This window comes from Micromonospora sp. LHW51205 (assembly GCF_003315815.1).
Taxonomy (GTDB): domain Bacteria; phylum Actinomycetota; class Actinomycetes; order Mycobacteriales; family Micromonosporaceae; genus Micromonospora; species Micromonospora chalcea.
On record NZ_QMEZ01000001.1, the window covers coordinates 457062 to 477643 of the forward strand.

A 20582-nucleotide genomic window follows, 5' to 3' on the forward strand; every position below is an offset into this window, starting at 1 on the left:
CGCGGACGATCGCCGTGACCAGCCCGTCAGTCCTCCACCCGGGCCACCTCGCGGGCCGCGTCCGGGCCGGAGTCCAGCAGCACCCGGAAGCCGTCCTCGTCGAGGATCGGCAGTTTCAGGGTGGCCGCCTTGTCGGCCTTGGAACCCGGGTTGTCGCCGACCACCACGAACCCCGTCTTCTTGGAGACCGAGCCGGTCACCTTGCCGCCCCTGACCTGGATCGCCTCGGCGGCCTGGTCGCGGCTGAACCCGCTGAGCGTGCCGGTGACCACGACGGTGACGCCGTCGAGCGGTCGTGGCCCCTCGTCGGCGGCCTCCTCGGCCATCCGTACGCCCGCCTCGGCCCACTTGCGCACGATGTCGCGGTGCCAGTCGACGGCGAACCACTCCTTGACGCTCGCGGCGATGGTCGGGCCGACGCCATCCACCGAGGACAGCTCCTCCTCGCCGGCGGCCTCGATGGCGTCGACCGACCGGAAGTGCCGGGCGAGCGCCTGGGCGGCGGTCGGGCCGACGTGCCGGATGGACAGTGCCACCAGCACGCGCCACAGGTCGCGTTCCTTGGCCTCGGCCAGGTTGTCGAGCAGCTTGACCGCGTTGCTGCCCAGGCTGCCGTCCTTGTTGACGAAGAACGGTGACCGGCTCAACTGCTCGGCGTCGAGCTGGAACAGGTCGCCCTCGTTGGTGATGATCTGCGCGTCCAGCAGCGCCGCCGCGCCCTTCTCGCCGAGCACCTCGATGTCGAGCACCTTGCGGCTGGCCAGGTAGAACACCCGTTCGCGGATCTGCCCGGGGCAGGCGCGCCCGTTGGGGCAGCGGATGTCGACGTCGCTCTCCTTGGCCGGCGCGAGCGGCGTGCCGCAGGCCGGGCAGGTGGTCGGCATGACGAACGGACGGGCGTCGGCCGGGCGCAGCTCGACCACCGGGCCGAGCACCTCGGGGATCACGTCGCCGGCCTTGCGCAGCACCACCGTGTCGCCGATGAGCACGCCCTTGCGCTCGACCTCGCGGGCGTTGTGCAGCGTGGCCAGCGCGACCGTGGAGCCGGCGACCCGGACCGGTTCCAGGACGGCGAACGGGGTGACCCGGCCGGTGCGCCCGACGTTGACGTCGATATCGAGCAGCTTCGTGTTCACCTCCTCCGGCGGGTATTTGAAGGCGATCGCCCAGCGGGGGGCCCGGCTGGTCGAGCCGAGGCGGCCCTGGATGGAGACCGGATCGACCTTGACCACCACGCCGTCGATCTCGTGCTCGACGTCGTGCCGGTGCTTGCCGTAGTAGGCGATGTAGTCAGCGACGCCGGCGAGGTCGTCCACCACCCGCCAGCGGTCGCTGGTGGGCAGCCCCCACGCCTTGAGCGCGGCGTACGACTCGGACTGCGCCGCCGGCCGGAAGCCGGTGCGGGCGCCGATGCCGTGCACCACCAGGCGCAGCGGGCGGGAGGCGGTGACCCGCGGGTCCTTCTGGCGCAGGCTGCCGGCGGCGGCGTTGCGCGGGTTGGCGAACGGCGCCTTGCCCTGCTCGACCAGGCTCGCGTTGAGGTCGGCGAACGCGGCCACCGGGAAGTAGATCTCGCCGCGCACCTCGATCAGATCCGGCACGTCGGGGAAGTCGTCGGCCGGGGTCAGCCGGGCCGGCACGCCCTTGATGCTGCGCACGTTCGCGGTGACGTCCTCGCCGGTGCGGCCGTCGCCCCGGGTGGCGGCGCGCACCAGCCGGCCCTTGGAGTAGGTCAGGTTGATGGCCAGCCCGTCGACCTTCAGCTCGCACAGGTAGGGCACCGGGCCGCCGGCGTCGCGCTCGACCCGCTCGGCCCAGGCGGCCAGCTCCTCGTCGGCGAAGGCGTTGTCGAGCGAGAGCATCCGCTCGGCGTGGGCGACCGGCGTGAAGTCGGTGGAGAAGGTGCCGCCGACGCGCTGGGTGGGCGAGTCGGGGGTGCGCAGCGCCGGGTATTCCGCCTCCAGCGCCTCCAGCTCCCGCAGCTGCGCGTCGAACTCCGCGTCGGTGATCGTCGGCGCGTCCAGCACGTAGTAGCGGTACTGGTGTTCGGTCAGCTCCTGACTGAGCGTGGCGTGCCGCTCCCGGGCCGCCGGGGTCGGCTCGGCCCCCGCCGCCGCCTCCTGGGCCGCGTCGGCCGCAGTGGGAACCGCTTCTTCGGACACGCCGCCGCCTTCGGACACCGCTGTCGCCTCCCGTGCTCGCGCTACCCGAGAACCGTAGCGGTCGGCTGTGACAACAGTCCGGCCACCCGCACGAGCAGGGCGAACCGGCGCGCGTCACGCCTCCGCGCGGTCCGGCCCCGGGCGTGCGACCATCGCCTCGGCGGCGCTGTGCGGGAACGGTCGGAAGGCGGGTACTGATGCGCGACGGGGTTCTCTGGGCGCTGGTGATCGTGGCCTGCGTCGCGGCCGGCTGGCTCTGGAACGAGTGGCGTCGCCGGTCGGCCGACCGTTCCGCCGGGGCGCGCGGCCGGGCCGACGGGCGACGGCCGGGCTCCGGGCGCGGTGGCCGGACCGGCGCCGGCGCACGGGGTGACCGGGGCGGGGCGCCGCCACGGCCGCGCGGCGCCGGGCGGACGGACCGGGACGAGCCCCGGCCCGGGGAGATCTGGTGGGCGGACGTGCCCTACGCCGACGGGACCGGCTCCAAGGTGCGGCCCTGCCTGGTGCTGCGGGTCGACGGCGGGGACGCCGAGGTCCTGAAGATCACCAGTCAGGACAAGTCGGACCGGGACGACCACCTGCCGATCCCGACCCGGAGCTGGGACCCGGACGCCGACCACGACAGCTACCTGGACATCAGCGAGCCCATCCCGGTGCCGCTCACCGCGTTCGCCGACCGGGCCGGCACGTGCGACCCGGACCTGTGGCGGGGTGTGCGCCGCCTGAACCACCTCACCGGCTGACCCCGGCGGCCTCCGGACCTCAGCGCTGCGACGCCCCTGCGTCGAGCGCGTCGGCGAGCGCGGCGAGCTGACCGGCGTACTCGATCCGGTCGGCCCACCCGGCCGGCCAGGCGGCCATGCCGTACGCGGCACCGGCGAACGCGCCGGCCAGCGCGGCGATGGAGTCCGAGTCACCGGCCGTGGTGGCGCCCCGGGCCAGCGCGCCGACCGGGTCGTCCGCGTGACGCAACGCGCAGAGCAGCGCGGTCGCGAGCGCCTCCTCGGCGATCCAACCCTCGCCGGTGAACCGGCACGGGTCGCCTCCGTCGTCGGGACGGGCGAGTGCCGCCTCCAGCCGGTCGAGCACCCGCAGGCAGTCGTCCCAGCCGCGGGCGACGAACCCGGCCGCGTCGCTCTCGCCGGGCCGCTGCCACAGGTCGCCCAGCCAGTCCTCCCGGTAGACGGTGCGCTGCTCCCGCGCCCGCTCGGTGAGCAGGCCGGGCAGCTCGGGCAGCGCCGCGCCGTCGCGCAGCAGCCGGACCGCGTACGCGGTCAGCTCGCTCGCCGCCAGCCCGGTCGGGTGGCCGTGGGTGAGCCCGGCCTGGAGCTGGGCCAGCCCGGCCATGGTGTCGAGGTCGACGTCGAGCAGCCCGACCGGGGTGACGCGCATGTTCGCGCCGCAGCCCTTCGAGCCGGCGACTGTGGCCTCCTGCCAGCGGGCGCCCCGGGCCAGCTCGGCGCAGGCCCGCAGGCAGGTCATGCCGGGCGCGCGGTTGTTCTCCGGGCTGACCGACCAGTCGACGAAGCGCTGCCGCAGCAGCGGCTCCACCGCCTCGGCCGTGTACGCGGGCGCCTCGTGCAGCGCCCACGCCACTGCGAGCGCCATCTGCGTGTCGTCGGTGACCAGGGCCGGGTCGCCGGTCAGCTCGCGCGGACCGCCCGGGCCGTAGCGCCGGACGATCTCGGTGACGGTGAGGAACTCGGTCGGCTTGCCCAGGGCGTCGCCGTAGGCCAGGCCGAACAGCGAGCCGGCGACGCGGCCGGTGGCGGTGGAGGCGGTCACGGTGGCGATCATGCCTCCGCCGCGCAAGCCCGGGAAGATCAGTCCCAGCAGAGGCAGAACGGGTGGCCGACCGGGTCGGCGTAGACCCGGAAGCCCTCCCCCTCGCCGGGTAGCCGCCGTGCGCCCAGCGCCAGCGCCGCCTTCTCGGCCGCCTCGATGTCGTCGACGCTCACGTCGAGGTGGAACTGCTGCGGCTGGGCCGGGTCGGGCCAGTCGGGGGTGCGCAGGCCCGGCGCCCGCTGGAAGGCCACCCGCGGCTGGTGCCCGGGTGGCCCGCCGAGCACCACCCACTCGTCGCCGTCGGAGTTCTCCTCCACCACGGGCAGGCCGAGCAGCTCGGAGTAGAAGGCGGCGAGCGCGCGCGGATCGGGGCAGTCGATCACTGTGGAACGCAGTCGTCCAATCATGCCGGTCATCGTGCCCGGCGGGTACGACGGAAAACGTCAGTCCTCGGCCAGCCGCCGGCCCGCGTCACGGCAGGCGGTGAGCACCGCGCGGGCGTACGCCGGGGTGGCGCCGGCCAGGCCGCACGCGGGAGTGACCACCACCTGCTCGGCCAGCCGGCGGCGGGGGAAGCCGAGCTGGTCCCAGACCCGCCGCACCCGGTCGGCGACCTGGGCCGACGTCGGCGCCCGGCCGGAGGCCGGTGGCAGCGTCGGCGCGGCGCCGGCCAGCAGCCCGAGCCCGGCGTCGATCGCCTCGCCGAGCGGGTCGAGGTCGGTGACCAGCGACAGGTCGAGCGCGACGCCCACCGCACCGGCCGAGCGGATCAGCTCCAGCGGTACGTCCGGCGCGCAGCAGTGCACCAGAGCCGGTACGCCCGCCGCGTCGATCACGTCGTGCAGCAGTCCCCGCGCTACCTCGGTCTCCACCGGGCGGTGGGTGCCGAAGCCGCTCTCCGTGGGCACCCGCCCGGCCAGCACGGTCGGCAGGGACGGCTCGTCGAGCTGGAGCAGCACCGAGGCGCGGGGCAGCCGCCGGGCGACCGCCTCGACGTGCCCGCGCAACCCTTCGCCGAGCGAGCCGGCGAGGTCGCGTACCGCGCCCGGGTCGCGCAGCATCCGGCCGCCGATTGGCAGCTCCAGCGCGGCGGCCAGGGTGAACGGGCCGGCGGCCTGGACCTTTACCGGGCCGGCGTACTCCTCGGCCTGCTCGGCGAGCTGGTCCAGGTCGCGTTCCATCAGGTCGCGGGCGCGGCGCAGGTCACGGCCGGGGCGCGGGGCGATCCGCCAGCGGGCCGCGTACAGCTCGACGGGCAGTTCGACGAGCAGGCCGGCGGTGCGGCCGACGAGGTCCGCACCCGGTCCCCGGGCGGGCAGCTCGGGCAGGTGCGGCAGGGTGGGCAGCTCGCCGAGCACGATCCGCTGCGCCTCGGCGATGTCGGTGCCGGGCAGCGACCCGATGCCGGTCGCCGCTCCGGTGGGCCAGGGCCACGCCTGCTCAGTCACGGCCGCAGCCTATCCGCTGCCGATGCGAGGTCAGGCGGCGGTGATGGTGGCGGAGCCGAGGACCACGTCTCCGGCCGGGTCCGGCCGGTAGGCCACGATCGCCTGGCCGGCGGCGACACCCCGGACCGGGCGGCGCAACGACGCGCGCAGGCCGTCGGCGTCCACCTCGACGGCGGCCGGCACCACGTCGCCGTGCGCCCGCAGCTGCACCTCGCACTCGACCGGCCCGTCCGGGCGCGGCCCGCCGGTCCACACCGGGCGGGTCGCGCGTACGTCGGAGACCTCCAGCGCCTCGGCCGGGCCGACCGTCACCGTGTTGGTGGTCGGGGTGATGGACAGCACGTAGCGGGGCCGGCCGTCCGGCGCCGGGCGGTCGAGGTGCAGGCCGCGCCGCTGCCCGACGGTGTACTGGTAGGCGCCGCTGTGGCTGCCCACCACCGCGCCGGTGAGCGCGTCCACCACCTGGCCGGGCGCCTCACCGAGCCGCTCGGCGAGGAAGCCGCGGGTGTCGCCGTCGGCGATGAAGCAGATGTCGTGCGAGTCCGGCTTGTCGGCCACCGCGAGACCGCGCCGGGCGGCCTCCGCGCGCACCTCGGCCTTGGTCGAGTCGCCGAGCGGGAAGATCGACCGGTCGAGCTGCGCGCGGCTCAGCACCGCCAGCACGTACGACTGGTCCTTGGCCGCGTCGACGCTGCGCCGCAGCAGGCCGTCCGCGCCGAGCCGGGCGTGGTGGCCGGTCACCACGGCGTCGAAGCCCAGGGCCACGGCCCGGTCCAGCACCGCCGCGAACTTGATCTTCTCGTTGCAGCGCAGGCAGGGATTCGGGGTACGCCCGGCGGCGTACTCGGCCACGAAGTCGTCCACCACGTCGTCGTGGAACCGGTCGGCCATGTCCCACACGTAGAACGGGATGCCGAGCACGTCGGCGGCGCGCCGGGCGTCCCGGGAGTCCTCCAGCGTGCAGCAGCCCCGGGCCCCGGTGCGGTAGGTCTGCGGGTTGCGGGCCAGTGCCAGGTGCACGCCCGTCACGTCGTGCCCGGCCTCCACCGCCCGCGCCGCCGCGACGGCGGAGTCCACCCCGCCCGACATCGCCGCCAGAACCCTCACCGGCCCACTCCCCTCGTCCTCACCGAGCGTATCCGGGTCAGCGGGGCGTACGGAGGGCGGCCGCGCGGCGGGCCCGCTCCACAGCGGCGGGCAGCGCGGCGATCAGCGCGTCCACGTCCGCGCCGGTGCTGGTGTGCCCGAGCGTGAAGCGCAGCGAGGACCGGGCCCGGTCGTCGTCCGCGCCCATGGCCAGCAGCACGTGCGAGGGCTGGGCCACCCCGGCCGAGCAGGCCGACCCGGTGGAGCAGGCGATGCCCTGGGCGTCCAGGAGCAGCAGCAGCGCGTCCCCCTCGCAGCCGGGGAAGGAGAAGTGCGCGTTGCCGGGGAGCCGGTCGGCCGGGTCCCCGTTGAAGATCACCTCGGGGACCGCCTGCCGGACCCGCTCGACCAGTTCGTCGCGGAGCGCGGCGACGCGGGCCGCGTACTCCTGCTGGCCCTTCACCGCGGCCTCGACGGCGACCGCGAACGCGACGATGCCGGCGGTGTCCAGCGTGCCGGAGCGGACGTCGCGCTCCTGGCCGCCGCCGTGCAGCAGCGGGGTGGCGGCCACGTCGCGGGCCAGCAGCAGCGCGCCCACGCCGGTCGGCCCGCCGAGCTTGTGCCCGGTCACGGTGAGCGCGGACACGCCGCTGGCGGCGAAGTCGACAGGCACCTGCCCGACCGCCTGGATGGCGTCGGTGTGGAACGGCACCCCGTGCTCGGCGGCGACAGCGGCCAGCTCGGCGACCGGCTGGACGGTGCCCACCTCGTTGTTCGCCCACATGGCGGTGACCACCGCGACGCGCTCGCCGTGCTCGGCCAGCTCGGCGCGCAACCGCTCCGGGTCGAGCCGGCCGACCGCGTCGACCGGAAGGAGACCGGCCTGGGCGCCCTCGTGCTCGACCAGCCAGTCCACCGCGTCCAGTACGGCGTGGTGCTCGATCGAGCTGGAGACCACCCGGACCCGGTCGGCCCGGGCCGCGCGACGGGCCCAGAACACGCCCTTCACGGCGAGGTTGTCGCTCTCCGTCCCGCCACCGGTGAAGATCACCTCGGAGGGCCGGGCACCGAGCGCGGCGGCCACCCGCTCGCGGGACTCCTCCACCCGCCGCCGGGCACGGCGGCCCGCCGCGTGCAGCGACGACGCGTTCCCCACCTCGCGGGCGGTCGCGACGTACGCCTCGAGTGCCTCGTCCAGCATCGGGGTCGTCGCCGCATGATCAAGGTATGCCATCACCGTTCAGCCTAACGGCCTGCGAACCCGCGGCCGGGGGCCGGACCGCCCCGTCCCACCCGGGGCGGTCCGGCCCGCTCACGACCGAACGGCCGCAATCACGCGGGAACCGCCGTGACCACGATGTTGTCCCGGTAGCTGCGGGTCTTCGCGTCGAACGGCCCGCCGCAGGTGATCAGCGTGAGCCGGGGCTTGCCGTCGCGCGCGAAGTACCGCTCCAGCGGGATCTTCGACTTCCGGTACTCCTCCCGGGCCACCACCCGGTAGGAGCGCTCGCGTCCGTCCGCGCCGGTGGCGGTGAGCTTGTCGCCCTGGCCCAGCTCGCGCAGCCGGAAGAACGCGCCCTTGCCCTGCTCGGCGCTGTCCACGTGCCCGGCGATCACCACCGAGCCGGCGTCGGCCTCCAGGCCCGGGCCGTAGCGGTACCAGCCGACCTGGTCCACGCTGGGCGGGACCTCGAACTCGTCGGTGCGCTCGTTGACGCCCACCGGATTGACGGTGGCGGTGACCCGGATCGGCGGGATGCTGAGCTTCACCGGCGGCACGATCTCACTGCCGGCGGGCAGCGTGCCCGGGTTCACCGGAACCGAACCGCCGCCGGTCGCCGCCGGGGCCGGCGTGGGAGTGGCACTGGCCAGGGCCGTCACCTCGTCGCCGCCGACGTCCTCGGCGGGCTCGGATCCGCACGCCACCACGCCCGCCAGGGTGAGCGCGGCGGCGCCGGCGGCCATCGCCGCCAGCGCCCCGCGGTTGCGCACCGTCACCGGCGACCGGCCCGGGCGGTTGCCGCCACCCGCGCACCGCCGCCGACCAGGAGCAGCACGCCGGCCCCGGCCAGGACGTACCACCAGGTGTCCACGCCAGTGCCGGCCTGGCCGCCGGTGCCGCTGGGCACGCCGCCCGGAGCCGAGTGCAGGCCGGTGATGGTCTGGGCGACCACGCTCAGGTTCTTCGCCTCGGCCGAGCCGATCGCGTAGACGATGGTGGCGGTGCCCTCCTTGAGGTTCAGGTCGGCCGGGCCGATGGCGACGGTGTCGGTGCCGGCGAGCACCACGTCCGCCTTCACCGAGCCGGCGGCCACGTCCGCCTTGGCCTCCTTCGGGTTGGTCAGATCCTCGAAGACCGGCTTGCCGCCGGCCCGCACGTCGACGGCCGGGGCGGCCGCGGTGTGCCGGACGATCAGCCGGGCCTTGCCGGCGCCCACCTTGGACACGTCGTTGACGAACGGCGTGATCTGCGGGTTGCCGTCGGCGCTCAGGTGCGCGGCGAGGCTGATGTTCGCCCCGCCCGGCACCGCGGCGTCGTCCACCTTCAGGATCGCCTTGTCGATCGCCTCGCCGGGCTTGGTCAGGGCGATGTCGTACTCCCCCTCGGGCAGGGTGAGCGGGCCGGCCACGTCGCCCGGCTTGAAGTTGTTAAGCGTCTTCTCGCCGTTGACGTACACGTCGACCGGGGTGTCCGGAATGCCGTGGACCACGGAGACCTTCGACGAGGCGGCGTAGGCCGGGCTCATGGTGGCGGCGCCGACGCCGGCGAAGGTGAGGGCGGCCACCGCGCCGCCCGCGGCGACCCGACGGAACATCGCGTACTGCATTGTCTGCCTCCTGGTAGTTCATGCTGATTCGTCAGGCCTGGCTTGCAGAACGGGTTACGCCGGCTCCGTGGCCCCCGGATGCGCCCGGATCCGATTTCTTTTTCCCGTCTCCGGGCGCATCCGCCGGAGCCTCCGGCGACGAAGGAGAGGTGACGAGGGTCGTGGCGGACACACCGGGAGAGTGGGGCGGGGGCTGTGGGAGTTACAGTCGGGCATGCCCCACGGAAGGCGAGCCGCCCGGTGACGGCGGCCAGGCAGGGCCCCGAACCGCCGGGCGAGGACGACCTCGCCACCCGGTTCCGCGACGGCGACGAGGCGGCCCTGCGAGAGGCGTACGACAGGTACGGGCGGGCGGTGCTGCACCTGGCCACCACGACGCTCGTGAACCGCAGTGACGCCGAGGACGTGACCCAGGCGACGTTCGTCGCCGCCTGGCTCGGCCGGGAGACGTTCGACCCGGCGAAAGGCTCACTGGTCGGCTGGCTGCTCGGAATCGGGCGGCGCAAGGTGGTCGACCGGATCCGGGCCTCGGCCCGGGAGACCCGGGTGGTCGAGACGGTGAAGCAACTGCCGGAACCGGTCTCCACCGGCCCCGACCCGGACACGGTGGTCGACCGGCTGGTGGTCGCCGACGAGCTGGCCCGGCTCCCCGACGAACAGCGCCGGATGCTGGAGCTGGCGTTCTACGACGACCTGACACATCAGCAGATCGCGGCGGTGACCGGAGTGCCGCTCGGCACCGTCAAGAGTCACATCAGACGCGGCATGCAGAGCCTGAAACGCAGATGGGAGGTGGACGGTGCAGCACCTGGACCACGACCGGCTGGTCTTTCTGGCGCTCGGTGAGAGCGAGGCGGCTGACGGCGAGGCCACCCATCTGGGCACCTGCGACCACTGCCGGGGCGAGATGGAGACGCTCCAGCACGTCGCCGGGCTCGGCGCGGGCACGCAGGGCCTGGCGGAGCTGCCCGACCCGCCGGAGCACATCTGGCAGGGCATCGTGGCCGAGATCCGGGCCGCCGAGGAGCTGCCGGCGTTGACCGAGCGGCGCCTGCCGCGCCCGGCCGACCCGGTGGAGCCGGCTGCCGTACCCGTGGTGGCACGTCGTCCGCGGCGGAGCCGGCGCTGGCCGGGGTGGGCGACCACGGCGGTCACCGCCACCGCCGCCGCGGTGATCGGCGTGGCCGGCACGGCCGCGGTGCTCGGCGGCGGCGGTGGCGAGCCGGCCGACCCCGACCCGCCGGTGGTGGCCAGCGCGCCGCTCGCCGCGTTCGGCTCGACGCCGAAGGACGCCTCCGGCGACGCCCGGGTGCTCGGTGACAATCGATTGCATCTGCACGTGGCGAATCTCCCGAGCGTTCCGGGGTACTACGAGGTCTGGCTGATCGATCCGAACACGATGAAGATGTTCTCCGTGGGTACGCTGAGCAACGGTTCGGGGGACGCGCTGCTGCCGATCCCCCCGAACGTCGACCTGCGCACCTACACCGTTGTCGACGTCAGCGCGGAGCAGTACGACAACAAGCCCGGCCACTCCGGCGACAGCCTGCTGAGGGGCACCCTGACGGGCTGATCGGCGGGCCGGCTCAGCTCCCCGGCCCGCCGATCAGCTCCCTACGAGAAAGGCCGCCGCCCGGTGCACCGGGCGGCGGCCTTTTCACGCGACGCTCACTTGCGCTTGCGGATCTCCTCGGCGGCCTGGGGGACGACCTTGAACAGGTCGCCGACCACGCCGTAGTCGGCGAGTTCGAAGATCGGCGCTTCGGCGTCCTTGTTGACCGCGACGATGGTCTTCGAGGTTTGCATGCCGGCCCGGTGCTGGATCGCCCCGGAGATACCGAGGGCGACATACAGCTGCGGAGAGACGGTCTTGCCGGTCTGGCCGACCTGGAACTGGTGCGGGTAGTAGCCGGAGTCGACTGCCGCGCGGGACGCGCCGACCGCGCCGCCGAGCAGGTCGGCCATCTCCTCGACCAGCTTGAAGTTGTCCGCGTTACCGACACCCCGCCCGCCGGACACCACCACGGACGCCTCGGTCAGCTCGGGGCGGGAGCCCTTCTGCTCGGCGACCCGCTCCACGACCTTGGCGAGCTTGTCGGTGTCGGTGACCGACACGGTGAGCTGCTCGACCGCCGGGGTGGCGGCGGCCGGGGCCGGGTTGAGCGAGTTCGGCCGGACGGTGACCAGCGGCAGGCCCTTGGTGACCTTGGACTTGACGATGGTGGAGCCGGCGAACGCCACCTGGGTGGCGGTGCCGTCGGCGGCCAGGCCGACCACGTCGGTCAGGATGCCGTTGTCCAGCTTGACCGCGAGGCGGGCGGCGATCTCCTTGCCCTCCTGCGACGACGCCAGCAGCACCGCCGCCGGCTGCACCCGCGCGACGAGGTCGGCGACCACAGTCGCCTTCGGGGCCACCAGGTAGCCGTCGATCTCCTCACCCTCGGCCGCGTAGATCTTCTCCGCGCCGTACTCGCCGAGCTTGGCGCTCAGCGCCTCGGCGGCGCCGGCGCCACCGAGGACGACCGCGCTCGGGGTGCCCAGCTCGCGGGCGAGGGTGAGCATCTCCAGGGTGACCTTCTTGACGCCGAATTCCTTCGTGGCTTCGACGACGACGAGAACCTCAGACATGTCAGCGACCTCTCACACGAACTTCTCGGAGGCGAGGAACTCGACCAGCTTCACGCCGCCGTCGCCCTCGTCAGTGATCTTCTCCCCGCCGGAACGCGGCGGCCGCTTCGAGTGCTCCACCACCGCGCTGGTGGCGCCGTCGAAGCCCACCTCCGCCGCGGCCACGCCCACATCGGCCAGGGAGAGCGTCTGCACCGGCTTCTTCTTGGCCGCCATGATGCCCTTGAACGACGGGTACCGCGGCTCGTTGATCGTGTCCCACACGGAGACCACAGCCGGGGTCGAGGCGGTCACCACCTCGTAGCCCTCCTCAGTCTGCCGCTCCACCGTCAGGGCCGACCCGTCCACGGTCAGCTTCCGCGCGCCGGTCAGCGCGGCCACACCCAGCCGCTCGGCGATCATGTGCGGCATCACCTGCACCCGGCCGTCGGTCGACTCCGCACCGCACAGGACCAGATCGGCGCCCAACTGCCCGAGCGCCGCGGCGAGCACCTTCGAGGTGGCCACCGCGCAGGAACCGTGCAGGGCGTCGTCCACCACATGCACGGCCTTGTCCGGGCCCATCGACAGCGCCTTACGGATCGACTCGGTCGCCCGGTCCGGACCCATCGTCAGGATGGTGACCTCACCACCATGCGCTTCCTTGATCTTCAACGCCTCTTCGATGGCGTACTCGTCCATCTCATTGATGACGTTGTTCGCCGAACCGCGGTCGACGGTGTTGTCGTCAGAACGCAGGCTGCGGTCCGCGCCCGAATCAGGCACCTGCTTGACGAGTACGACGATATTCATCGCGCTTCGACGACCCTCCTGTTTGGTGTAGCGATCACTCGCCCGGTCACGGGCGCAGCCTCCCGCGTGACGGAACGTGGGTCAACCGCGGGCAGCTGTGCACTTCCCCACGAGCGCAATGTTACCCGCAAGTAGCATGACGGCCCCGGCCGCCCGCAGTGACGCAGGTCACCGGCATCAGACCGATCCGGCCAGCGCCTGCGTGATCTTCTCGATCGCCGCCGCTTCGGCGGGCTCGATCCCCCGGTGCGCCTGCGCCACCCGCTCCGCGGCGGCCAGCACCACCGACCGGTACGTCTCGGCGTCGGCGGGCGACTTGGCCCGGAGGATCTCCATCGACCGGCCCAGCGCGGGCAGCACCACGGACTCGACCTCCAGGGCCGAGTCCCGGGGCAGCTGCGGCAGCGGGCCGGTGGTGAGCGCCTCCTTGACCACGCCCCCCACCTCGGCGAGCGCGCCGGAGGCGGCGAAGCTCTCCCGCACCATCGCCAGCACCCCGGGTACGGCGTTGGAGACCAGGAAGACCGCGCCGAACGCACCGGTCTTCAGGATGAGCCGCTCGTCCGCCGTCAACCGTTCCATGATCACGGAGTGTAGACGTACGGCGTGGAGGTGGTGACCGCAACGAGTCCGAGCCGCTCCAGGATGGGCCGGCTGTCCGGCGAGCAGTCCACCTGCAGCAGCGTCTTGCCGCGCTGCTGCGCCAGCCGCGCCCGGTACGCCACGAGCGCCCGGTAGATGCCCTTCTTGCGCCACTGCGGCAGCGTCGAGCCGCCCCAGAGGCTGGCGAAGCCGGTGCCGCGCTGGTAGCGGATCCAGCCGGCGCTGACCACCGTCTCCCCGGCCTCGGCCACCACGATCGTGATCGACTGCGGATCGGCCTCGATCTCCCGGGCCAGCCCGTACACCAGGTGGCTGCGGTCCTCCCGCCAGACCTCCTCCTCCATGGCGGCGATGGGCTCCAGGTCGGCCCGGCTGGTGACCTCGCGCAGGCGTACCCCCTCGGGGAGCACCGGGACGGCGGCGGCGAGCGGCGCGACCGGCCCGACCACCACGGTCTCCTGGTCCTCCGGCACGAAGCCGGCGGCGCGCAGTCGGTCGCCCAGGTCGGCCGGCTCGTCGTGACCGGCGAGCTTCCACTCGACCGACTCGCCCCGGGCCCGGAAGACCTCGACCTGCCGGGCGATCAGCGCGTCCAGCTCGGCGCCGGCCAGGCCGTCCAGCGTCCGGTAGGTGAGGAAGCCACGGTGGTCGAGGCCGAGCACGCGGAACAGCGGGCCGTCGCGCTCCACCGTCACCCCGTCCGGCAGCGGGTCCGGCAGCTCCGGTCGGATCTGTGCGTCGTAGGCGGCGCGCAGCTCACGCGCGTCAAGATCGGTCATCCCCCCAGGCTAGGCGCGGGGCAAAGCGGATAATCGGCAGCGTGTGGGAGTCGATCAAGAACTGGTTCGACCCGCGTGAGCTGCGTTCGGTCGGCAACCCGCCGGACTACCGCTTCTCGCTGGCGAACGAACGGACGTTCCTGGCCTGGCTGCGTACCGGCCTGGCGCTGGTGGCGGGCGGGCTCGCCGCGGCGCAGTTCCTCCCGCCGCTGCGCCTGGCCCACCTGCGCGAGGCGCTCGCGATCGCGCTGCTGCTGCTCGGCGCGACCGTCTCGATCCGGGCGGTCGACCACTGGGCGCGCACCGAACGGGCCATGCGGCTGGACGAGGAACTGCCCGCGTCCCGCTTCCCGGCCGTGCTGGCGCTGATCGTCGCGATCGGCGCGCTGCTGCTGGTGGCCGCCGTGCTGCTGGGTGGCGCGGGATGACCCGCGACCCCGGCCTGCAACCCGAACGCACCCGGCTGGCCTGGCGGCGGACGCTGCTCACGCTGACCGCGGTGCTGCTGCTGCAGCTCCGGCTGGCGTTCACCGGCCGGGTCCTCGACGCGCTGCTGACCGGAGCAGCGCTCCTGGTCTGGCTCGCCGTGCTCGTGGTGACGTGGCACCGGGCCACCGGCGCAGGGCCGCGGCGGTTCGACAGCTGGTCGGTGCCGCTGACCGCGATCGGGGCGGCCGGACTTGCGGTGCTCGGCGTGGCGCACGTGCTGGGCGGGGTGCGCTGACGTGCGCGGGTGAGCCATCATGGGGCATGGCCCGCCTCTACGTGCTGCTCTTCCTGGTTCAGATCGTCCTCGCGGTCGTCGCGCTGATCAGTTGCCTCTCCGCCGACGAGGAGAAGGTCAAGGCGCTGCCCCGGATGATCTGGGTGCTGATCATTCTGTTCTTCCCGCTGGTCGGCTCGATCGCCTGGTTCCTGGTGGGCCGCGAGCGCCCGGCCGGAACCACCGGCGTCACCGGCGCGGCCCGGCCCGCCGCCCCGGCCGGTCGCCCGCTCGCCCCGGACGACGACCCGGAGTTCCTCGCCTCGCTCGACGAGCGGTCCCGCCGCGAGGACCAGGAACGGCTGCGGCTGTGGGAGGAGGACCTGCGCCGCCGCGAGGAGGAGCTGCGCCGCCCGGACGACCGGGACCGCCCCGAGGTCTGACACGCGCCGCGGGCCGCCCGCCGGTCACCCGGCGGACGGCCCCGCACGCGCCGCGGTCAGGCCAGGTTCGACGACCGGGGGTACGCGTCAGCCGGGTCGGTCAGCACGTTCACCAGGTACGGCACGCCCGAGTCGAACGCGCGCCCCAGCGCGGGCCCGAGGTCGGCCGCCTTCTCCACCGTCTCGCCCCCGCCGCCGAGCGCCTCGACCACCTTGTCGTAGCGCAGCCCGGGCTGGAGGTCGGCGGCCACGTCGTAGCCGTACATCGCCCGCATCGGGTGCTTCTCCAGCCCCCAGATGCCGTTGTTGCCGACCACGATCACCACCGGCAGCTTCTGCCGGACCAGCGACTCCACGTCCATCAGCGAGAAGCCGGCCGCGCCGTCGCCCATCAGCACGCAGATCTGCCGGTCCGGGTGGCTGATCCGGGCGCCCATCGCGTAGCCCATGCCGGTGCCGAGGCACCCGTACGGGCCGGGGTCGAGCCAGGTGCCGGGCTGGGCCGGCTCCAGGTAGCGCCCGGCGTACGACACGAAGTCGCCGCCGTCGCCGATGGTGACGGCGTCCGGGGCGAGCACCTTGCGCAGCTCGCCGTAGATCCGGGCCGGGCGGATCGGGTCGCTCTCGGCGGCCATCTCCTCGGCGTCGCGGGCCTTCGCCGCGTCCTCGGCGGTACGCAGCTCGGCGATCCAGTCGGCGTGGTCGGCCCGGTCACCGGTGTGGTCGGCGAACGCGCCGAGGATCAGCCGCAGGTCACCGGCGGGCGCGGCGGCCGGCTGCACGTGCCCGGCCCGCTGGCTGGGCGCGTCCACCACGTGCACCACCTGGGCGTCGCCGAAGTCGCCGAAGGAGAGCCGGAAGTCCAGCGGGGTGCCGATCACCACGACCACGTCGGCGCCCTTGAGCGCGACCCGGCGGGCCTTGGCGAACGCGAGCGGGTGCTCCGGCGGCAGCGCGCCCCGGCCCATCCCGTTCGTGAACACCGGCACCCGCAGCGACTCGGCGGCGGCACGCAGCGCCTCGACGGCGTCGCCCGCGTACACGTCGGAGCCGGCGATGATCACCGGCCGGGACGCGCCGGCGATCAGGCGGGCCGCCTTCGCGACCTCGTCCGGGTCCGGCTCGATCGGTGCCGGCGGCGTGACCGCCGGCAGGTCGGCGTCACCGACCGAGAAGACCGCCTCCAGCGGGAAGTCCAGGAACACCGGGCCGCGGTGCGGGGTGAGCGCGGTGGTCAGCGCCGCCGACACCGCGCGCGGGATGTCGTCGGCGCTGAACACCGTCTCGGCGTGCTTGGTCACCGGCGCGACCAGCGGCAGGTGGTCCATCTCCTGGAGGCTGCCCGAGCCCCAGCGGAACTGCGGGGCCCGCCCGCCGAGCACCAGCACCGGCGAGGCGTTGAAGAACGCGCTGGTCAGGCCGGAGACGCCGTTGGTGACGCCGGGGCCGGCGGTGAGCACGGCCAGGCCGGGGCGGCGCTGGAGCTTGGCCACCGCCTCGGCGGCGAACACGGCGGACTGCTCGTGCCGCACGTCGTAGAGGGGGAAGCCCGCCTTGTGGGCGGCGTCGTAGAGCGGGAAGACGTGCCCGCCGGAGAGCGTGAACATCTCCCGTACGCCGTGCGCGCGCAGTGCCGCGAGCGCCAGATCGCCGCCGTGGCCCTCGACCCGTTCCGTCATGCCATTCCCCTTCATCGACCGACCGGGGTCACGTTACTGGCCGGTACAGCAGATGTGAACAGCTCTCGCGTCAGCGGCCGGTGAAGCCCGGCTTGCGCTTCTCCACGAACGCGGTCATGCCCTCGCGCCGGTCGTCGGTGGCGAACAGCGCCGCGAAGAGCTGACTCTCCCAGGCCAGGCCCGAGGTGAGGTCCATGTCCAGACCCGCGTCGACGGCCGCCTTCGCCGCCCGCAGCGCCTGCGCCGGCCCGGTCAGGAACGGCTTCACGTACGCCACCGCGGCGTCGTAGACCTCCGCGGCCGGCACCACCTGGTCGGCCAGGCCGATCCGCAGCGCCTCGGCGGCGTCGACCATCCGACCCGTCATGATCAGGTCCTTGGCGCGGGCCGGGCCGACCAGGCGGGCCAGCCGCTGCGTGCCGCCCGCGCCCGGGATGATGCCGAGCTTGATCTCCGGCTGGCCGAGCTTGGCGTCCTCGGCCACGATCCGCCAGTCGCAGGCCAGCGCCAGCTCGCAGCCGCCGCCGAGCGCGTACCCGGTGATCGCGGCCACGACCGGCTTCGGGATACGGGAGATCGCGCCGAGCGCGCTGGACAGGTCGGCCGCGCGCTCCGCCATGTCCACGTAGGACATGTCGGCCATCTCCTTGATGTCCGCGCCGGCCGCGAAGACCTTCTCGCCGCCGTACACGATGACGGCGCGGACCTCGGCGTCGGCGGTGGCCGCCGCAGCGGCGGCGCGCAACTCCTCCTGCACCTGGGTGTTGAGCGCGTTCATCGGCGGCCGCTCCAGCCGGATGGTGCCGATGCCGTCCTTGGATTCCAGCTTGACGAACTCGCCCACGCTGCCCTCACTTCCTCGTCGAAGTCGCGTGCCAACCTTACGGCTCGCCTCGTTGGGGTAGACAGTGTGGTGTCGGCGACTCCCCAGGTAGCCGCCGGAGTCGCCGCCGCCCCGCCACCGGGAGTGAGGTCATGATCACCTACTTCGACGACCGGTCCGTCCAGGTCACCTCCACCACGGTACGGGTGGACGGGCGCACCTACCCGCTCGCCGAACTCACCACGGTGTGGCACCGGCGGGGCGAACGCTCGTGGCGGGTGCTCGCCGGGCGCGGCGCGATCGGGGCCGCGATCGCCGGGCCGCTGGTCACCGCCGTGCTGGGCATCGGGCTGGCCGTGTGGCTGCAACGCTCGGCGGTGGTCACCATCGCCATCGTCGGGATCTCGGTGCTGATCGGCCTGGCCGTCGGGCCGGTGGCCGACTTCCTCTTCGAGTACCTGGACCGCTCCTACGCCCGGGGCAGCCGGGAGATGGAGATGTGGGCCGACTGGCGGGGTCGTCCGGTGCGGCTGCTGCACACCCGGGACGCGATGCGCTTCGGCCAGATCTACCGGGCGGTGCAGCGGGCCATGGAGAGCCTGCCGGCCGCGCCCGGTCGTCCCGCGGCCGACCCTGCCGCGACCGGTCCTGCCGCGACGGGTCAGAACGTGATCGGCTCGTCCGGCAGCAGGCCCAGCCCGCGCAACAGGCCGTAGGTGTCCTGCTCGCCCCAGAACTGGACGATCCGGCCGCCGGCCAGGCGGTACATCTTGCAGGCGCTCTGCACGGTGGTCGCCCCTGTCGCGTCCCGCCGGTACGTCTGCGCCAGCGACACCACCACCCGGTCCCCGGCCGCGAAGATCTCCTGGATCTCCTGGTCGAGCACGGTCAGGCCGGGCGAGGAGACGGTGGCCTCCGGATAGCGGCGACCGCGTACCGCCACGCCGGAACCGTAGATCTCCACGTCCTCGTCGACCACCTCGGCCAGCTCGGTCAGGTCCTTCGTCACGAAGGTTCGCAGGTAGCGCTTGACCACCTCGACGTTGCGCGCCTGCTCGTCGCCGCCGGTTCCGGCCCCGTTCCGGTCCGCCATACCGTCACCCTACCGACGCTCGACCGTCCGGTGTCGACACACGCGGTTAGGCTGATTCATGGCCCTCTATTACCGGGACGACGCGGTGCAGGTCACCTCGGACGCGATCCACGCGGGTGGTCGGGTCGTCGCGCTCGCCGACGTCACGTACGTCTGGCACGAGCGCGGCGCCACCACCCTCGCGGTCCGGGGACGGGTGCTGGGACGCGGGGTGCTGGTCCTGCTGCTGTCGCTGCCACCACTCGTCGCCGTGGTCTGCGTGCTCTCCCTCGCCTGGTCGGCGCAGGACCGCGGCGAGTGGAAACTGGCCCTGATCATCCTGGCCGCGTTCGTGGTGATCGGCCTGGCGCTCACTCCGTTCCTGGAGGTGCCACTCGGCTGGCTGGACCGCTCCTACGAGCGCGGCAACCGGGTGCACGAACTGTGGGTGCAGCACCACGGCCGGGAGACGATGCTGGTCCGCACGCCCGACGCGCTGCGGTTCGGGCAGATCTACCGGGCCGTGCAACGCGCCGTGGAACAGCAGACCGACCGGCGCTGAGCCGACCGGCGCCGGTCAGGCCAGCGGCAGCGTGGTCGCGATCGGCCAGGCCAGCAGCACCGCCCCGAGCAGCGGCGCCAGCCACCACGGCGCGGCCCGGCGGCGCAACACCGCGGCCCAGGCCGCCTGCCAGGCCACCAGCGCGGCGAACAGCGGCACCACCAGCAGCACGAACCCGGGCGCCAGGCCGAGCACCGCCGCGGCGGCCAGCACCAGCACGGCGATGCCGCCGGTGGCCGCGTAGCGGAGGCCGTCGCCGCCCGCGAGCCGCTCGGCGCCGAGCAGGAACACCAGGCAGCAGAACGCCACCAGGGGCAGCAGCCACCACCGGGCCCCGACCGGCACGGTCGAGGTGAGCCCGAGATGAAGCGGCAGCGCGACCGCGAGCACCGCGTACCCGAGGAACGCGACAGCGACCACCGCGGACCGGACGCCGCTCGCGGTCGGCGGTGTCCCACCGGGGCGCGCGTAGCGTGCCGCGGCGGCCAGCAGCACGCCGGTGAGCAGCAGGAACACGGCGACGTATCCCCCCACGGCGAGCGGCAGGCGGGTGGTCGGCAGCAGCGCGGCGAACACCGCGCCCAGCCCGGCCGCCGGCACCGTCGCGGCCAGCCACCAGCCGGTACGCGGACCGCCCGCGCCCGGCCGCGTCCGGCGCGGCAGCAGGGCCGCAAGCGGCACGAAACCCAGCGCGAGCCCGGCCAGCAGCAGCCCGGCGCCGCCCGGCCGGGTCAGCGGGGACGGCTCCGGCCCGCCGGTACGGCCCGGGAGCGCGTCGAGCACCGCGGCGTGGGTACGCGGCGCGAACAGCACCGACACGTGCTCGACGCCGGGCGCCACCACCCGCGTCCGGGAACCCGGTGGCGCGTCCCGGGTCGCCTCGTCGACGGCCTGGCGGAAGCCGGCGAACTCCAGCCCGCCCACCACCAGCGTCAGGTTCCCCGGCCAGCCGGCCGGCACGTCACCGCCGTCGGGCAGCGAGATCGCCACCGTCCGGTCGATCTCCGGATGCGCCACCGCGTACCGGACGACAGCGCCGGCGCCCATCGAGTGCCCGACCAGGACGATCCGGTCCCTGTCGACGCCGGGACGCCCGCGCAGCCACCCGACCGCCACGTCCAGGTCGTGCCGCAGCCGCGCCCGGGCACGTTCCTCGTCCCGCCCGGCCCGCGGGCAGCCGGGACCCGCT

24 protein-coding genes are annotated in these 20582 nt (G+C 74.0%); 8 read left to right on the forward strand and 16 right to left on the reverse strand.

The window, feature by feature from the left end:
* Window positions 1–26: 26 nt before the first annotated feature.
* Entirely contained in the window at window positions 27–2180 is a 2154-nt protein-coding gene (ligA, locus tag DQE82_RS02020) for an NAD-dependent DNA ligase LigA (RefSeq protein ID WP_083296931.1), read from the reverse strand.
* 179 nt (window positions 2181–2359) lie between these two features.
* Between ligA and DQE82_RS02025 the strand changes: the two genes are divergently transcribed.
* The gene (locus DQE82_RS02025; RefSeq protein ID WP_113971860.1) at window positions 2360–2905 is read left to right on the forward strand and encodes a type II toxin-antitoxin system PemK/MazF family toxin; all 546 of its coding nucleotides are present in this window, start codon (window positions 2360–2362) and stop codon (window positions 2903–2905) included.
* Window positions 2906–2924: 19 nt separating this feature from the next.
* Here the strand turns inward: DQE82_RS02025 and DQE82_RS02030 are convergent, their stop codons facing one another.
* The 7 genes from DQE82_RS02030 to DQE82_RS02060 form a co-directional block, all read right to left on the reverse strand.
* A complete protein-coding gene (locus DQE82_RS02030; RefSeq protein ID WP_043326052.1) occupies window positions 2925–3959 on the reverse strand; it encodes an ADP-ribosylglycohydrolase family protein in 1035 nt (344 codons plus the stop codon).
* A 26-nt stretch (window positions 3960–3985) separates the two neighbouring features.
* Entirely contained in the window at window positions 3986–4354 is a 369-nt protein-coding gene (locus DQE82_RS02035; protein ID WP_199495910.1) for a VOC family protein, read from the reverse strand.
* Window positions 4355–4390: 36 nt separating this feature from the next.
* A complete protein-coding gene (locus tag DQE82_RS02040; RefSeq protein ID WP_113971862.1) occupies window positions 4391–5395 on the reverse strand; it encodes a methionine synthase in 1005 nt (334 codons plus the stop codon).
* Between the two features lie 30 nt (window positions 5396–5425).
* Window positions 5426–6502, reverse strand: a complete 1077-nt coding sequence (mnmA, locus tag DQE82_RS02045) for a tRNA 2-thiouridine(34) synthase MnmA (protein WP_069087612.1) — start codon at window positions 6500–6502, stop codon at window positions 5426–5428.
* Window positions 6503–6539: 37 nt separating this feature from the next.
* A complete protein-coding gene (locus tag DQE82_RS02050; RefSeq protein ID WP_113971863.1) occupies window positions 6540–7715 on the reverse strand; it encodes a cysteine desulfurase family protein in 1176 nt (391 codons plus the stop codon).
* Between the two features lie 98 nt (window positions 7716–7813).
* Window positions 7814–8479 (reverse strand): class F sortase, encoded by a 666-nt coding sequence (locus DQE82_RS02055; RefSeq protein ID WP_064446976.1) that lies wholly within the window; start codon window positions 8477–8479, stop codon window positions 7814–7816.
* Window positions 8476–9309, reverse strand: a complete 834-nt coding sequence (locus DQE82_RS02060; RefSeq protein WP_069087611.1) for a DUF4397 domain-containing protein — start codon at window positions 9307–9309, stop codon at window positions 8476–8478. Before DQE82_RS02060 ends, DQE82_RS02055 begins: the two co-directional genes overlap by 4 nt.
* Window positions 9310–9549: 240 nt before the next feature.
* Between DQE82_RS02060 and DQE82_RS02065 the strand changes: the two genes are divergently transcribed.
* Both DQE82_RS02065 and DQE82_RS02070 read left to right on the forward strand, forming a co-directional pair.
* Window positions 9550–10155 (forward strand): RNA polymerase sigma factor, encoded by a 606-nt coding sequence (locus DQE82_RS02065; RefSeq protein WP_013284457.1) that lies wholly within the window; start codon window positions 9550–9552, stop codon window positions 10153–10155.
* Complete coding sequence (locus tag DQE82_RS02070) at window positions 10109–10882, forward strand: anti-sigma factor (RefSeq protein ID WP_064446974.1); 774 nt, start codon at window positions 10109–10111, stop codon at window positions 10880–10882. Before DQE82_RS02065 ends, DQE82_RS02070 begins: the two co-directional genes overlap by 47 nt.
* Window positions 10883–10977: 95 nt before the next feature.
* Here the strand turns inward: DQE82_RS02070 and DQE82_RS02075 are convergent, their stop codons facing one another.
* From DQE82_RS02075 to DQE82_RS02090, 4 genes are all read right to left on the reverse strand, one after another.
* Window positions 10978–11937, reverse strand: coding sequence for an electron transfer flavoprotein subunit alpha/FixB family protein (locus DQE82_RS02075; protein WP_113971864.1), 960 nt, complete (start codon window positions 11935–11937; stop codon window positions 10978–10980).
* A gap of 12 nt (window positions 11938–11949) precedes the next feature.
* Window positions 11950–12729 carry an electron transfer flavoprotein subunit beta/FixA family protein gene (locus DQE82_RS02080; protein ID WP_069090197.1) on the reverse strand — a complete coding sequence of 260 codons (780 nt, stop codon included), beginning with the start codon at window positions 12727–12729 and terminating at the stop codon, window positions 11950–11952.
* A 177-nt stretch (window positions 12730–12906) separates the two neighbouring features.
* Window positions 12907–13311 (reverse strand): hypothetical protein, encoded by a 405-nt coding sequence (locus tag DQE82_RS02085; RefSeq protein WP_113972343.1) that lies wholly within the window; start codon window positions 13309–13311, stop codon window positions 12907–12909.
* A gap of 2 nt (window positions 13312–13313) precedes the next feature.
* Window positions 13314–14111, reverse strand: a complete 798-nt coding sequence (locus DQE82_RS02090; RefSeq protein WP_113971865.1) for a GNAT family N-acetyltransferase — start codon at window positions 14109–14111, stop codon at window positions 13314–13316.
* Window positions 14112–14152: 41 nt separating this feature from the next.
* Here DQE82_RS02090 and DQE82_RS02095 point away from each other — a divergent pair, with 41 nt between their 5' ends.
* Genes DQE82_RS02095 through DQE82_RS02105 form a run of 3 tightly spaced genes read left to right on the forward strand, consistent with a single transcriptional unit; the run spans window position 14153 to window position 15257 of the window.
* The gene (locus tag DQE82_RS02095) at window positions 14153–14539 is read left to right on the forward strand and encodes a YidH family protein (RefSeq protein WP_030500920.1); all 387 of its coding nucleotides are present in this window, start codon (window positions 14153–14155) and stop codon (window positions 14537–14539) included.
* On the forward strand, window positions 14536–14835 hold the full coding sequence (locus DQE82_RS02100) for a DUF202 domain-containing protein (RefSeq protein WP_030500921.1): 300 nt from the start codon (window positions 14536–14538) through the stop codon (window positions 14833–14835). Before DQE82_RS02095 ends, DQE82_RS02100 begins: the two co-directional genes overlap by 4 nt.
* Before the next feature lie 26 nt (window positions 14836–14861).
* Complete coding sequence (locus DQE82_RS02105) at window positions 14862–15257, forward strand: PLD nuclease N-terminal domain-containing protein (protein ID WP_030500922.1); 396 nt, start codon at window positions 14862–14864, stop codon at window positions 15255–15257.
* Between the two features lie 56 nt (window positions 15258–15313).
* Here the strand turns inward: DQE82_RS02105 and DQE82_RS02110 are convergent, their stop codons facing one another.
* Both DQE82_RS02110 and DQE82_RS02115 read right to left on the reverse strand, forming a co-directional pair.
* Window positions 15314–16936: an acetolactate synthase gene (locus DQE82_RS02110; protein WP_043326072.1), complete on the reverse strand. Its 1623-nt coding sequence runs from the start codon at window positions 16934–16936 to the stop codon at window positions 15314–15316.
* Between the two features lie 70 nt (window positions 16937–17006).
* Window positions 17007–17780, reverse strand: coding sequence for an enoyl-CoA hydratase-related protein (locus DQE82_RS02115; RefSeq protein WP_043326074.1), 774 nt, complete (start codon window positions 17778–17780; stop codon window positions 17007–17009).
* Window positions 17781–17911: 131 nt separating this feature from the next.
* Between DQE82_RS02115 and DQE82_RS02120 the strand changes: the two genes are divergently transcribed.
* Window positions 17912–18475 carry a DUF6232 family protein gene (locus DQE82_RS02120; RefSeq protein ID WP_043326076.1) on the forward strand — a complete coding sequence of 188 codons (564 nt, stop codon included), beginning with the start codon at window positions 17912–17914 and terminating at the stop codon, window positions 18473–18475.
* Here the strand turns inward: DQE82_RS02120 and DQE82_RS02125 are convergent.
* Window positions 18421–18852 carry a nuclear transport factor 2 family protein gene (locus DQE82_RS02125; RefSeq protein WP_113971866.1) on the reverse strand — a complete coding sequence of 144 codons (432 nt, stop codon included), beginning with the start codon at window positions 18850–18852 and terminating at the stop codon, window positions 18421–18423. The two genes, DQE82_RS02120 and DQE82_RS02125, sit on opposite strands and share 55 nt — an antisense overlap.
* A gap of 58 nt (window positions 18853–18910) precedes the next feature.
* Between DQE82_RS02125 and DQE82_RS02130 the strand changes: the two genes are divergently transcribed.
* Complete coding sequence (locus DQE82_RS02130) at window positions 18911–19393, forward strand: DUF6232 family protein (RefSeq protein ID WP_064446971.1); 483 nt, start codon at window positions 18911–18913, stop codon at window positions 19391–19393.
* A gap of 15 nt (window positions 19394–19408) precedes the next feature.
* Here the strand turns inward: DQE82_RS02130 and DQE82_RS02135 are convergent, their stop codons facing one another.
* The gene (locus DQE82_RS02135; protein ID WP_233514564.1) at window positions 19409–20509 is read right to left on the reverse strand and encodes a dienelactone hydrolase; all 1101 of its coding nucleotides are present in this window, start codon (window positions 20507–20509) and stop codon (window positions 19409–19411) included.
* Window positions 20510–20582: the final 73 nt, after the last annotated feature.

What these genes read in the sequence shown, in the direction of transcription:
- DQE82_RS02025 (WP_113971860.1), top strand. Translation starts at nt 2,360, where the DNA reads ATGCGCGACGGGGTTCTCTGGGCGCTGGTGATCGTGGCCTGCGTCGCG.
- DQE82_RS02030 (WP_043326052.1), bottom strand. Translation starts at nt 3,959, where the DNA reads ATGATCGCCACCGTGACCGCCTCCACCGCCACCGGCCGCGTCGCCGGC.
- DQE82_RS02035 (WP_199495910.1), bottom strand. Translation starts at nt 4,354, where the DNA reads ATGATTGGACGACTGCGTTCCACAGTGATCGACTGCCCCGATCCGCGC.
- DQE82_RS02050 (WP_113971863.1), bottom strand. Translation starts at nt 7,715, where the DNA reads ATGGCATACCTTGATCATGCGGCGACGACCCCGATGCTGGACGAGGCA.
- DQE82_RS02060 (WP_069087611.1), bottom strand. Translation starts at nt 9,309, where the DNA reads ATGCAGTACGCGATGTTCCGTCGGGTCGCCGCGGGCGGCGCGGTGGCC.
- DQE82_RS02075 (WP_113971864.1), bottom strand. Translation starts at nt 11,937, where the DNA reads ATGTCTGAGGTTCTCGTCGTCGTCGAAGCCACGAAGGAATTCGGCGTC.
- DQE82_RS02080 (WP_069090197.1), bottom strand. Translation starts at nt 12,729, where the DNA reads ATGAATATCGTCGTACTCGTCAAGCAGGTGCCTGATTCGGGCGCGGAC.
- DQE82_RS02085 (WP_113972343.1), bottom strand. Translation starts at nt 13,311, where the DNA reads ATGGAACGGTTGACGGCGGACGAGCGGCTCATCCTGAAGACCGGTGCG.
- DQE82_RS02090 (WP_113971865.1), bottom strand. Translation starts at nt 14,111, where the DNA reads ATGACCGATCTTGACGCGCGTGAGCTGCGCGCCGCCTACGACGCACAG.
- DQE82_RS02100 (WP_030500921.1), top strand. Translation starts at nt 14,536, where the DNA reads ATGACCCGCGACCCCGGCCTGCAACCCGAACGCACCCGGCTGGCCTGG.
- DQE82_RS02105 (WP_030500922.1), top strand. Translation starts at nt 14,862, where the DNA reads ATGGCCCGCCTCTACGTGCTGCTCTTCCTGGTTCAGATCGTCCTCGCG.
- DQE82_RS02110 (WP_043326072.1), bottom strand. Translation starts at nt 16,936, where the DNA reads ATGACGGAACGGGTCGAGGGCCACGGCGGCGATCTGGCGCTCGCGGCA.
- DQE82_RS02120 (WP_043326076.1), top strand. Translation starts at nt 17,912, where the DNA reads ATGATCACCTACTTCGACGACCGGTCCGTCCAGGTCACCTCCACCACG.
- DQE82_RS02125 (WP_113971866.1), bottom strand. Translation starts at nt 18,852, where the DNA reads ATGGCGGACCGGAACGGGGCCGGAACCGGCGGCGACGAGCAGGCGCGC.
- DQE82_RS02130 (WP_064446971.1), top strand. Translation starts at nt 18,911, where the DNA reads ATGGCCCTCTATTACCGGGACGACGCGGTGCAGGTCACCTCGGACGCG.